The sequence below is a fragment of the Micromonospora sp. NPDC049139 genome (genome assembly GCF_055586845.1).
Genome location: NZ_JBVJHK010000025.1, coordinates 14,899 through 28,874, shown reverse-complemented (window position 1 = coordinate 28,874; position 13,976 = coordinate 14,899). Strand labels below are relative to the sequence as shown.

The following is a 13,976-nucleotide window of genomic DNA, read 5'->3' as shown; positions in this document are numbered from 1 at the left end:
CGCACCGCTCCAACCAGCCGTGTTGAAGGCGGCGGTGGTCTCGCCAATTGAGATCTGGACCCCACTGGCACGCCCTAACCAGGCCCCTCGATTTGGGGACACATTCGGGCTAACTGAAGCTGTCAGCGTGCCGGGTGTTCGAATTCTGCGCGGGTCTGCAAGAAAGAGGCCTGCGGGTCGCCGGACTGGGCGAAGCCGATGAAGGTGACCATGCCGATGGTGTGGTTGTCGGCCCATGCACAGATGTTGACCAGGCCGTCTCTGCTTTGGCCGCTGCCGCAGCCCGCTACGCCGCCGAGCGGACCCGGGGAGACCGGTGCCCAGTCGGTGATGGCCGGCCGGGCGGCGAATACCTGACTCAGCGTTGTATCTGTGTCAGTGACGATGCCGGAGACCCCATTGACCACGATGACCCGGTTATCGCCTGGACGATATACTCCGAGCCTGCGCGAGTACTTCTCCTCCACCGGTATGTAGGCGGTGCCCACGGCGCTGGTCGGCTCACCGTCGAGCAGCCTCTTGAAGGCGTCAGTATCCACCATGGCTGGCTCGCGCAGCCGTCGGTCTACCGACTCGTTCCAACTTCCGAACAGCTTCTTCGGCTTGTCGAGTCGCATCGCGGCTGGTGAGTGCGGTGGCCTTTTGTTGGCTGCGGATTCGACGGTGTCGGCGAGGCGTGTGCCCGCGGTCGTTGCCACCAGCCCGGCCAGAGACAGCACCGCTACGCACGCTCTGCGTCGCGAGCCGATGAGCTTCGTCCTCGCCATGCGCCACATCCTTCCCCTCGATGTTTGGCGCACGTTATCCCACGCCGGTACCGATACCGCGCGTCCATGTCGCCCAGGACCATCTGGCTCGCCGGCCGTCGCTTCCTTAACCGACAAACTTGGCCTAAGTTGCGCCCCTGAAGCAGGCCTTGGAGCCAGCGAGTGACGCCTTCGTAGGAGCTGACGGTGCCGCCAGCGTTTGTCGGATCGGCAAACGGTTCATCGGAGTTGCCATCGTGGACGTACCGGTCTGTAAAGGTGTCGGTCGACCGAGATCCCGGAACGCGAATGAGCAGCGGTTTCGCCTTGTTCAGGCGCAGCACGTGGGGGTGCCGTCGGTCTCAATTGACCCTCATCGGTTTGACCCACCACCTGAAGGCACTCGAACGGCACCGCCTGATTCGTCGGGCTCCAGACGGACCGAGGGCGGTCGACGCCCGCCTGGTGACCGGCCGCGATCCGTCGAGCGAGTTTGAGGCACGACGCGAGACGAGGATCCCGGAGTGCTGGACCTCCACCCATCATCGCGGCTCGACACGCCGCAGTCGTCTGCCGGGCGGCAACACCTTGAGCGGTTCCTGCTTACGCAGGGGCAACCACGAGCCGAAATTCGTGTCGCCAAAGTCACACGACCGTAGCCGCTGGCGTCTCTGTAGTTGCTGTCCGCGACCGATGCTGGTCCCTCCATAGCTCGCCGCCACAGTTACTGTCAGCGATCGAGGCAGATCAGACCGATCGCAGTGGACGGCACAGGTGCAAGGTGCCTCGACGACCTTCTTTACTCTCTGCTTCGTAGCTGTCCGTGAGGGGATGGCCGCGCATTGCGGTTTCCGCTACAGTCCCGCTGCAATTGATCATCATGGCGGTCGGGAGGCCGTGTGCTTAACGGTGTAGGCAATCCGACGCCTATCGGGCTCGTTGACGGTCGTACGCGATTCGCAGTGGGTTGGGGTCCGCTCTCGCTGGGGCGGGTGGCGGGGGCGGTGGCCGCCTGGCTGCTCCTACCGGCTGTGGCCGTCGTGGCCTCGGCAGTGCCCGCCACGTCAGCGCCTGCGGCGCCGTCATGTGATACGGCGGCGGTCTCCGAGGCGCAGGCGCTTGCGGCTGCGGCTGCATGCAACATTCCTGTCGCGGTCGACTCCTCGCGATCTGAGTACACGCAGGTGGTGGCGCAGCCGGACGGGCGGCTGTCGTTGGAGTCGGCGGTGGTGCCGCAGCGCGCGCGACAGGCGGATGGTTCGTGGGCGGATGTCGACCTGACGCTGCAGCCGGGTGGGGATGGCCTGGTCAGGCCGGCGTCGTCGGTGGCGGACGTGGCGTTCTCTAGTGGAGGTATCGCCCCGCTGGTGACGTTGCGCCGCTCGGGCAAGGTATTGCAGTTGTCCTGGTCTAGCGGACTTCCGGCCCCAGTGCTGTCCGGCGATGGTGCCACCTATCCAGAGGTTTTTTCGGGTGTGGACCTGGTGGTGCACGCGACCCACACGGGCTTCACGCACGTGCTGGTGGTGAAGTCCGCTGAGGCGGCCGCCAACCCCGCTATCCGCAAGGTGACTCTCGGGGTGAGTGGTGACGTCGGCCTCGCGGCGCAGCCAGACGGCTCGCTCCAGGCCAACGCCGGTACGGCAGTGGTGGCGCGCACAGAGCCGGCACGAATGTGGGACTCCGCCACGCCAGCTAACTCCGGCCCGGCGGCGCGATCGTCAACGACCGTGGCCGGTGATGCGGCCTTGACCGGCGAGGTGATCACTAAGGTCACGGAGGCTGGCGATCTGGAAATCATCCCCGACCCGGGGCTCCTCACCTCGGACGAGGTGACGTTCCCGCTCTTCGTGGACCCGTCATGGTCTGTCGCGGAATCGAAGTGGGCGTACGCCACCAGCAACGGCTGCACCAACACCGATTACACGATGGCCCGGGTGGGTTACAGCCCGGAAGGACCGTGTGTCGGGGCGAAGTTCCGGTCCTACTTCACATTTCCGATGACCAACGGCACGGTGTCGTTGAGTGGTAAGCACATCGAGTCGGCGTACGTGCAGATGAAGCTGTATCACTCGTACTCGTGCGGTGACTCGCCAGCCCACATGTACCTGACGCCGGCGATCAACGCGACGATGAAGGCGTCCTGGACGGGAATGACCCTCAACAAGTGGCTCGACGCCGCGGACGGGCACGCTAACAAGGCCGGCGGGTGCTCGGACTCGCCGCAGGACGACATGTACATGAACTTCACCGGCTCGGTGGTCACCAGTCAAATCCAAGCTGCGGCGACGGGAAACTGGAACACGATCACGGTCGGGTTCTGCGCCTGCAATGACGACGGCCAGTACGAGTCGGATCAACAGCGATGGAAGAAGTTCCGGCCCGCCAACGCGAAGCTGGTCGTGGACTACGACTCGAAACCGGGCAAGCCGAACAAGCTGCAGGTCGGCGGGGTGGATTGCCCCACCGGCGGAGTCAGCATCGGCACCACGACCCCCACGTTCTCCGCCGTCTACCCCGACGCGGACTCTGGTCAGACGCTGACGGGCACGTACGAGTGGATTGAGATCCCAGCCGCGGGGATGGACGTGGTGACCGATACGTACCCGCCACGGAAGACGCCGCCCGCGACGGCGCCCGCGCCAGCGAACGGCCGCGCCACTTCCGCAGCCGTAACCGCGGCCACGGGCAGGAGCTACGCATTTCGTGTAACCGCCGTGGACCCGGCTCCCTACCGAATCTGGAGCGGCTGGTCGGCTTGGTGCCAGTTCGCCATTGATACGTCGGTGCCGCCGCCGCCGGTGATCACGCCACCCACCTTCAACCCGCCTGACGCGGGTCCCGGCCCCGGTGAGCCGATCACCTTCACCCTCTCCACGACCGCATCCGACGTTGCCAAGTTCCGGTACAGCTTCACCGGCCCACCCGCGACTTTGTACGGCCTGCGTGCCTATCCTGGCGATGGCGCCGGCGGATTCTCCGCGACATTCAGCGACCCGGCGTCGGCCTGGTACACCGACGGCACGGTTCTCAGCCCCGGGGACCTCTCTGGCGACGGTAAGCCTGATGTCGTCTTCCGCCGACAAGAAACCGCCAGCCTCTACATCGCCAAAGGCAACGGAACGGGCGGCTTCCTCGGTGCTCCCGAGTTCCTGGAGGGATCAAACTGGTCGACGGCCCAATTCCTGTTCTCCCCAGGCGACTTCACCGGCGACGGCGCGCCCGACCTGCTCTACCGTGACGCCGCCACCCAAAACCTATGGATGCGGACCGGCACGGTAGGCGGCGGACTGCAGGCCACCTCGATACAGATCGGCACGGGCTTCTCGACCGCCAACTGGATCTTCTCGCCCGGTGACTTCAACGGAGACAGCAAGCCCGACGTGCTGTGGCGCAAGACCGACGGCACTCTCTTCATGATCCGCGGCAACGGCACCGGCGGCTGGATCACGGGCACCTCGGAGGTCATCGGTTCCGCCTGGGGCGGCGCAGCACTGTTCGGACGCGGCGACTTCTCCGGTGATGGCAAGACCGATGTCCTCGTACGCCTGAACTCCACCGGCGAAGTACGGCTGCACCGCGGCAACGGCACCGGCGGGTGGCTGGACACCGCCGGCATCACCAAGGGCACCATCCCCCCGGGTGCGGGCGTGTTCACCGTCAGCGACTTCACCGGCGACGCCAAACCGGACATCCTCGCCGCAGTCGCTGCCCCGCCGAGTTTCGGCGAAGTACCCGCTGCCGCCAACCCCACCAACCCCACCGAAAAGACCGCCACGGTCACCGTTCTGGCCTACAAGTACGGCAAGAACATCTTCTGGGCGCGCAGCATCGACGCCGTCGGGAATCTCGGGAACAGTGACTCCGAGGAGATCACAGTCGCCAAGCCGTCCCTACCGGTCGCACAGTGGAGCCTGGAAACCTATCCCGAGCGCGACCAGTCCGCCGCGCTGGCGGACGGCCAAGAACTGCTGGGCGACACAGACGGCACCGGGCCGCTCACGGCGAACACACCGTTGACCCCCACCAACGTCACATGGGACAGCGACGCCCGCCTGATCGGTGGACAGACCGCCGCCTTCGTAGGGTCGGGCCGGCAAGCGCAGACGGCCGGGCCGGTCGTGGATACCACCAAGTCGTTTAGCGTTGCCGCCTGGGTGCGCGTCACCGACACCGGCACCACCTGCTGCAAGACCATCGTCTCCCAGGACGGCGCAGTCACCAACGGCTTCAATCTGTACTACGTCCCCAGCACAAAACAGTGGGGCTTCTCGATGTACAACGCGGACAGCACCAGCACCCAGGGCGCATTCGTGTTCGCCCCGGCGACGGTCAACACGTGGACCCACGTGTCCGCCGTCTACGACGCCAGCCAGAAGCAGATGCGCCTCTACGTCAACGGCGACGCGAAGGGAAGCGCCCACCACGACTCGACGTGGAACGCCACCGGGGCCTTGCATGTCGGGTACGCCAAGTGGGGTGCCGGACAGAGCAACAGCGGCGCGGGCCAGATCGCCGACGTGCAGGTCTACAACCGTGTCCTGGTCGACCATGACTTCACCGGCCAACTCGCCTCCGACCCCGACTCTGGGGGCGTCAATGAACCGGGCATCCTCGCACCCACCGAAGTCGGACGCTGGGATTTCGAGAGCGCGCACCCCTGCTTCGTCACCGACCGCGCCGCCACGTGCGATGCCAACGACAGCACGCCTTTCGCCCGGTACTTGGCGCTGAGCCGAGGCAGTGGCGTCGCCAGCGGTAACCGGGGCAACGGCCTGCACCTCGACGACCGGTACTTTCCGGACGAGGGGGAGAACAGCGAGGTCACGCAGGAGTCGGGCCGCTCGGCCACCATCACGGGTCTGACAACTGACGAGGACGGCAACGAGTACAACATCTGGTCGAACACGCCGGTGCTGCGTACCGACCAGTCCTTCACCGTCTCCGCATGGGTGCGGGTGGACCGGACTGACACCACACAAACCATCGTCGCCCAGGACGGTTCCACGAACAGCGGGTTCCTGCTCCAGTACGCCCCAGGAGCCACCAGCGGCGCCACCGGCATGTGGAAGTTCAGCTTGCCGGCGATCTCCGGGGCCACGAACTCCGCCGACACCACGACCGTCACCGCTGCGGCACCCGACCCCGGGACGTCCTGGCATCACCTCGTCGGAGTCCTCGACGTTCAGAACCGGCAGCTGCGCCTGTATGTCGACGGCGCCCTCACCACAACCACGGCAATGAAGGCGGCGTGGAGCCCGTGGCAGGCTTCCGGTCCGCTGACCGTCGGCCGCTCCATTGCCAACGGTGCCGCCACCGGCTGGCTTCACGGCGGCGTTGACGACCTCTCCGTCTTCCAGGGAGCTCTCACACCCGCCAAGGTCAACAGCCTGTACCAGGCGCAGGTCGTTGCACCCCTGAACCCCTAGCCCACACCGGAACCCGGCTGGGTGGGCACACAAGCCCAGCCCACCCAGCTCAGCGCACTCTCGTTCCACAGAACGTTGGAGACCACGATGCTAGACCTCACGTCATCGCTGATGCGTTCGGGACCAGCCACGCGGCGCCGAACCCGCATCACGCGACTCCGCGTCCTGCTATGCGGTGTGGTCGCCACCTCACTGCTCAGCAATGGCATGGCTGTCGGTGCGCCGGCCCAGGCCAAGCCCCACCCTCACCTTGCTGCGCAAGCCACCAACACGAACACCCATGGCGGTCACGCCAAGGGCAAGGCGTGGCCCCACACCAGCCAAAAGCGTGAGGCGCTACCGGCCCCATCCTGGCCGACACCTGCCTCGGCCACCGTCAGCTTGCCAGCCCCCAACGCCCGTAGCGCTGGACGGGTGCGCGTGGGGTCGTTGCCCGTGAGGGTGGCCCGCGCCGGTGTGGCGAGTCAACCGCTGTCGTCCGTGACGGTGCAAGTCCTCGACCGCGCCGCCACACCCGCATCTATGCGCGACGGGCTGCTACTGCGCGTCGCCGCAGCCTCGGCAGACAAGCCCGACAAGGTGAGGTTTTCCGTCGAGTACTCGGGCTTCCGTAACGCCTACGGAGGCGACTGGGCGTCGCGACTCAAGCTGTGGCAGGTCCCGGCCTGTGCGCTAACCGACGACGCTCGGCCCGGCTGCACCGTCACCGCCCTGCCTTCGTCGAATGACACCGCTGCCGGCATGGTGACGGCCGACGTGCCCGTCACCCCCGACAGCCCCGGACAGGCCGCTACCGCAGGCGCGACTGGAGGTACCCTGGTCGCCCTGTCGGCCGGCCCTTCGGGACCGTCCGGAAATTTCGGCGCCACACCACTGGAATCATCGTCGAACTGGACGTCGGGCGGGTCGTCGGGCAACTTCTCCTGGTCCCAGCCCATCCGGGTGCCACCGGCCATCAGCGGCCTCGCTCCGTCAATCAACATCTCCTACTCGTCGGCCAGCGTCGACGGACGCTCATCGGTGACCAACAACCAGCCCTCCTGGATCGGCGAAGGCTTCAACTACTGGCCCGGCTACATCGAACGCCGCTACGTCCCGTGCCTCGATGACATGAAGGACGGGGCCAACAACACCGTCAAGACGGGCGACCTGTGCTGGCGCTCCGACAACGCGGTGATGTTGCTCAACGGCCAGGGCGTCGAACTCATCTACGAAGCCGGGAAGGGATGGCACCCGCGCGAAGAGGACGGCTCCCGCGTGCAGAAGCTCACCGGAGCCAGCAACGGCGACAACAACGGCGAGTACTGGAAGATCACCACCCCGAATGGCATTCAGTACTTCTTCGGCCAACACAACCTTCCCGGCCACAGCACCACCACCGGATCCACCTGGACCGTGCCCGTCGCCGGCAACCACTCCGGTGAGCCCTGCCACCAGACCTCGTTCGGCGAATCCTTCTGCGACCAGGCATGGCGATGGAACCTCGACTACGTCATCGATCCTCGCGGCAACACCCTGTCGTATTGGTACAACAAGGAAACCAACAAGTACGCCCGCAACATCGACGACAGCGACGACGCCTCCTACACCCGCGGCGGCACCCTCGTGCGCGCCGACTACGGCACGTGGGACCGCGGTACCGCCGACAGGTCGGTCACCCCGACCGCCCAGGTCTTGTTCGACACGGACGACCGCTGCCTCACCTCCTGCACTGTCGACGCCAACTGGCCCGACACCCCGAAAGACCAGGAGTGCGATAACACGTCCTGCCCGGGCCTGTACTCACCGACCTTCTGGTCCACCCAACGCCTGACGAATATCACCACTCGGGTGTGGGACACCACCAAGACCACCGCCGACTGGCAGAACGTCGACTCCTGGACCTTCACCCACACGTTCCCTGAAGCCGGCGACGGCAGCGACCACGCCGGCCTGTGGCTCGACAAGATCGTCCACCAAGGGCTTGTGGGCACCACCGTGACGATGCCCCCGGTCACCTTCACCCCCGTGTCGATGGCCAACCGCGTCCTCACCCAGAACAACACCAGCAACAACTGGCAACGCATCGACTACATCGTCACCGAGGCCGGAGCCAAGATCGACGTCGAGTACTCGCTACCCGAGTGCACGGCCTCCAACCTGCCTACCTCAGCGCAGAACAACACGATGCGCTGCTACCCGGCCCGCATTGAGGACCCCGACGACCCAGCAGGCGAGGCACTCACCACGGAGTGGTGGCACAAGTACCTGGTCAAGAACGTCTCCGAATCCGACGTCCAACTGTCCAACGGCGCGGCGCCGCCGAAGTACACCTACTACGAGTACGTCGGCGCGCCCGCATGGCACTACGCCGACGACGACGGCCTCATCGAGCCCAAGCGCAAGACATGGAACCAGTTCCGCGGCTATGCCACCGTTCGTACCCGCGTCGGTGACGTCCCTGGCGCCCAGACCCTGACCGAAACCCGCTACATGCGCGGCATGCACGGCGACCGGTTGACCTCCACGACCACTCGCAGCGTCACCGTCCCCGCCTCCCTCGGCACGGAGACCGTGTACGACGAGGACCAGTTCGCCGGCATGGTGCGCGAACAGATCACCTACAACGGCACCGACACCGAACCCATCGCCAAGACGGTCAACGTGCCCTGGCGATCCTCCGCCACCGCCTCCCGGACCATCAACGGCGACACCGTCACCGCCCGCTTCGTCCGCGAACAAAAAACATACAAGGCAACAGCCCTGGGCGTCGAAGGCGCCCGAGGATGGCGCACTACCAGCAGCCAGACCTGGTTCTCCGATACCTATGGCACGGTCGACAAGGTCCAGGACAACGGGGACGACGCCGCGACCGGCGACGAGAAGTGCGAGACCCGCACCTACAACCGCAACCTGACCGTGCACCTTCTCACCACTGTCAAGCAGTCCACCGTCACCGCGTTGCCCTGCGCCACCGCACCCACCACCACCGCGCACGTCATCTCCGACACGCGCAGCTCCTACGACGGCGCCACCAGCCCCGACACCGCACCCACCACAGGGTCGGTCACCAAGGTCGAACAACTCGCCGACTGGACTGCCGTCGGCGGCACGACCTGGCAGACGACGAGCCAGAGCACCTTCGACGTGTTCGGACGACTCACCTCCAGCACCGACGTCAAGGGCAACATCGTCAACACCTCCTACACACCGGCCACCGGCGGGCCGGTAACCGGGATCACCACCACCCGCCCGGCCCCCTACAACTGGACCAGCTCCACCACCCTCAACCCGTACTGGGGCTCTACGACGAAGGCCACCGACCTCAACGGGCTCGTTACCGACGTCGCCTACGACGGGCTCGGCCGAGTCTGGCGCGTCTGGTTCAACGGATGGGCCAAGACCGGCCACGAGGAGAGCCCGTCCGCCCAGTACACCTACCACTTCGCGCCCAACCGCGACGCCTACCCCTACACCACCTCGAAGGCGCTCAACCCAGCCGGCGGCTACAAGACGACCTACCAAATCTTCGACGGCCTGCTGCGGCCCCGACAGACCCAAACCGCCGGCGCGTTGCCAAACGTCACCCTCGTCAACGACACCATCTACGACAAGCTCGGCCGAGCCCACACCCAGTACAACACCCACCCCGAGGCAGGCAATCCGTCTGGAACTCTCTGGTGGAAACCTGACTGGGCCGTTCCCTCACTCATCCGTACCACCTACGACAACACCAACCGGCCCACCGCGGAGATCTTCCTGAACGGCGACGGCGTCGCGAGCCTCGTCGAGAAGTGGCGCATCACCACCACCTACGAAGGTGACCTAAGCACCCTCACCCCACCCAAGGGCGGCACACCCACCACCACCGTGATCGACGCCCAGGGCCACACCGTCGAACTGCGCGAACACACCACCAGCCAGGGCGTGACCGGCCCCTACCAGTCGACCTGGTACACCTACAACAACAAGGACCAGCTCGCTAAGATCACCGATCACGTCGGCAACAAGTGGACGTACACCTTCGACGTCAAGGGTCGGCAGACCGTTACGACCGACCCGGACAGCGGAACCACGACCAACCAGTACAACGACTTCGACGAGCTCGAGAAGACGACCGACGCACGAGGCGAAGTCCTCTGGTACACCTATGACGCCCTCGGCCGCAAGAGCGAACTCCGTGACGACTCCGCGACCGGGACCCTGCGCGCAAAGTGGAAGTACGACCAGCTCTACACCGGGTCGACAGCCCGGGCCAAGGGGCAGCTGACCGAGGCCTTCCGATACGACGCGCCGGGCTCGACGAACATCTACAAGTGGCAGGTCGGAACCTTCAACCCGCGAGGCCAACCGAGCAGCGTCAACTACGTCATCCCCGCCGCGGAGGGCGCCGGCCTGTCCGGCACGTGGACCTACGGCTACGGGTACTCGCCGTACGACGGCACGCCCACCAGCATCCTCTACCCGAACAAGGCCAACGGCAGCACCGCCAGCGGCGGTCTGCCCAACGAGCAGGTCGAAACGGTCTACAACGCCACCACCGGCCTGCCCACCTCGTTGACGTCAACCAGCGCCGGCACGTACGTCGCTCTGCAGACCTACACGGAGTTCGGCGAACCCAACATCACCACCCGCCAGATCGCGGGCGGCCTCTACGTCGAAGACGCCACCTACTACGACGAAATCACCCGACGCGCCAACCGCACCACCATCCAGCCGCAAACCGCCGCCGGCACCGTCTCCGACCGCCGCTACTTCCCCGACGACTCCGGCAACATCACCACCATCACCGACACCCCCAACATCGGCACCAGCGAAACCCAGTGCTTCCGCTACGACACCCTGCGCCGCCTCACCTCCGCCTGGACCCCCAAGACCGACATTCCCTGCGCCACCGACCCCACCACCGCGAACCTCGGCGGCCCCGCACCCTACTGGCTCGACTGGACCTTTGACGCCGTCGGCAACCGCACCAAAGAAACCTCCCACAGCGCCACCGGTAACACCGAACGCGTCTACACCCACCCCACCGGCGGACCTGACGTAGCACGCCCCCACGCCGTCACCAAAGTCACCACCACGATCGGCACCAACCCCGCCGTCGTCAACAACTACAGCTACGACAACGCCGGCAACACCACCTGCCGACCCGCCGGCACCGCCGCCAACACCTGCCCACCCGACGCCCAAGCCCAACACCTCGCCTGGGACCCCGAAGGCCACCTCACCACCATCTCCGGCAACGCCACCACCGCCGGCAGCAACATCTACGACGCCGACGGCAACCGCCTCCTACGCCGCGACGCCACCGGCACCACCCTCTACCTCCCCGGCCAGGAAATCCACCGCGACAACACCACCGCCATCAGCGGCACCCGCTACTACACCTTCGGCGACAAACTCATCGCCAGCCGCAACACCGCCACCGGCCTCACCTGGACCTACACCGACCACCAAGGCACCCAACACACCACCATCAACGCCACCACCCACGCCGTCACCACCCGACGCCAAGACCCCTACGGCCAACCCCGCGGCACCACACCCACCTGGCCCAACACCCTCGGCTTCGTCGGCGGCGACAAAGACCCCAGCGGCCTCACCCACCTCGGAGCCCGCGAATACGACCCCACCCTCGGCAGATTCATCAGCGTCGACCCACTCCAAGACCTCGCCACACCCCAGCAATGGCACGGCTACTCCTACGCCGACAACAGCCCCATCACACGGTCAGACCCCAGCGGACTCAAGTCCTGCGCCGACGACAACTGCCGGCCCGGCTCCGACTACGAACACCTCGACGGAAGCTACACCGAGGTCTCCGGCGACAACGACGGCTGCGGGGGGAACTGCGGCGACGACGACTGGCAGGAAGCGGGAAACAACACTCCTGACTGGCATGCGCCGAAAATGTGGTGCAATTGGGGTTGCAATACGCACCCCTACTCGCCGTTGCTGCCGACCGCGCCGAAGGTGCAACGTCCTTCCCCGCCGAGCGGCCATATGATGTGCCTAGCCCGTAAATGCGTTAAAGGGTCTCCGATGATGCGGTGCAACAGTTTCACTGACTGCACCAACGTTGAGAAGTACCTAGAGGACGCCCAATGCGCAAACTCATTCTTTTGCATCCTCAAAGGTTTCGTGAACGTCGTCGGTTTGGCTCTAATTATTTCAGCTCCAGCGCTGGCCGCATCTGCCGGGCCCGTGGTCGGCTTGAATCCGCTCCGGAATCCTCTCCGAACGACCCCAAAACGCCCGGGGACGGTGTGGGATGGCGTGAAGGCAACTCAACCGAACTACACGGGATCCTTATTGCCCCGCTCGTTTGAACTAAAGGCAGGTGATACGTCGGTGTGGGTCCATGGAAATGCTACGGAACACATGGCTGAATATCTGTCTGGGATGGCTTCACGTGGAGCGTCGAAAGCTTCGATTGACATGGCAACGCAAGCCCAACTCTCAAGCCTCCAGGCGGCGGTTGGAGAAGCAGGTCGTGGGGGAATCTCCTTTGGTAAGATGATGAATGTGGGCGGTTGGGAACTCAAATTCGGTGCCCCGCGCAGCGAGGGTCAACTTCCGGTGCTATTTCATGCGTTGTACATAGGGTAGGCGGAGTAGTTGTGATTCGAATTGCTGGCACAGTCGAATGCGTCGAAGCAATCGTCGAGAGCGATCCCTGGATTGACTTGAAGATCTCGTGGTACCCACGTTTCGCAGGTCAGCCGCTGTATGTCCGACTGTCTGGGAACAATGGCGGTGAGGTCGAGTTGAAGCTGGAGCCTGCTACCGGAAGACTCATGCAAGCTATCGTCATTGACGTTCCCCCATTGGGGGAGATGGATAGAGAGATAGGTGCGACGGTAGGTGCCGGGCGTGTGCCACTGGTTGATCTAGCCGAGTTGGGTGTCCGGGAAAACGCCCAAATCGCAATTCCTGCGCGGTCTGTCGTGCGCTTGTCGGCGAGTCTGACCTACTCGCGAGCCGAGAATCTCGCTGTCCTGGGCATTTCTGAATCGGCGGCTGCAGAATACATTGACTGCGGGGATGCATGGGTCGGCGTGTCGGCTGAGGGTGAGCTTGTTGCAATTGCCGGTGGAATTCGCTCAACGGTGAGTTGAGGTGATCCTTGATCATGTTGTCTGGCCTACGAGCCGCATACCCTAAGAATCACGCATGGTAGCCGAGGGCTGTCGGCGGAGGCGTGTGTCCGCTCGGGTTGCCGTCAGAGATGGAGAGTGCACGGCAACACACCGATGCAGTGTCCCTACCTGTGATCGCAGTGGGGAGGTGGCCGCGCGGTGGCGCGCCGCCTAACTTGATCTTTAACCTGTGCGGCGTGGGCGGGGACCGGTGGAGGTCTTGGTTTCGCTTTCGCGCGTGGGCTAATGTGCACGTCGTGTCGTTTGGGCGGGTTGCTTGTTCGGCTGGCCTGCGGGTCGTCCTGGTCCAGGGCGGGAGGTTTCGGTGCACTGGCCAGGTAGGCGGGGAGGCTGTCGCACAGCTTCCAATCTTCGACTGTCAAGAGGTCCTCTGCCTGGCATCGTGGCGAAGATCTTGTTTAGGTTGTGCACCGCCGAGGAGTTTGATCTCGGTGTCGACGGCGGCGGTGCCGCGTTGGTGCACGCGGCGTCCGAACCGCTGGAATCGGGGGAGCGGGTTGGGAGTAACAGGTGCGCTGAACGGCCTTCAACTGCACCGAACGGCAAGCAACGGCGTGCACCGGCACCCACCGTGACCTGCCGGTTCTCGTTTTCACAGGTCAGAGTCGGTGCTGCGTCCTGCTTCACACGGAGTGCTCAGCCATATTGAGCAGCATTTGACG

Annotated in this window: 4 protein-coding genes; 3 read left to right on the top strand and 1 reads right to left on the bottom strand. The window is 65.0% G+C overall.

Going from position 1 to position 13,976, the window contains the following annotated elements; all coding sequences use genetic code 11:
* Positions 1-122: 122 nt before the first annotated feature.
* Entirely contained in the window at positions 123-767 is a 645-nt protein-coding gene (locus ACZ6Q9_RS29910) for a hypothetical protein (RefSeq protein WP_396830656.1), read from the bottom strand.
* Positions 768-1,750: 983 nt separating this feature from the next.
* Here ACZ6Q9_RS29910 and ACZ6Q9_RS29905 point away from each other — a divergent pair.
* The 3 genes from ACZ6Q9_RS29905 to ACZ6Q9_RS29895 all read left to right on the top strand — a co-directional run bounded on the left by ACZ6Q9_RS29905 (position 1,751) and on the right by ACZ6Q9_RS29895 (position 13,272).
* Positions 1,751-6,175, top strand: a complete 4,425-nt coding sequence (locus ACZ6Q9_RS29905) for a LamG-like jellyroll fold domain-containing protein (protein WP_396830658.1) — start codon at positions 1,751-1,753, stop codon at positions 6,173-6,175.
* Between the two features lie 522 nt (positions 6,176-6,697).
* Positions 6,698-12,763: an RHS repeat-associated core domain-containing protein gene (locus ACZ6Q9_RS29900; RefSeq protein ID WP_396830659.1), complete on the top strand. Its 6,066-nt coding sequence runs from the start codon at positions 6,698-6,700 to the stop codon at positions 12,761-12,763.
* Positions 12,764-12,774: 11 nt separating this feature from the next.
* Positions 12,775-13,272 (top strand): hypothetical protein, encoded by a 498-nt coding sequence (locus ACZ6Q9_RS29895; RefSeq protein WP_396830661.1) that lies wholly within the window; start codon positions 12,775-12,777, stop codon positions 13,270-13,272.
* Positions 13,273-13,976: the final 704 nt, after the last annotated feature.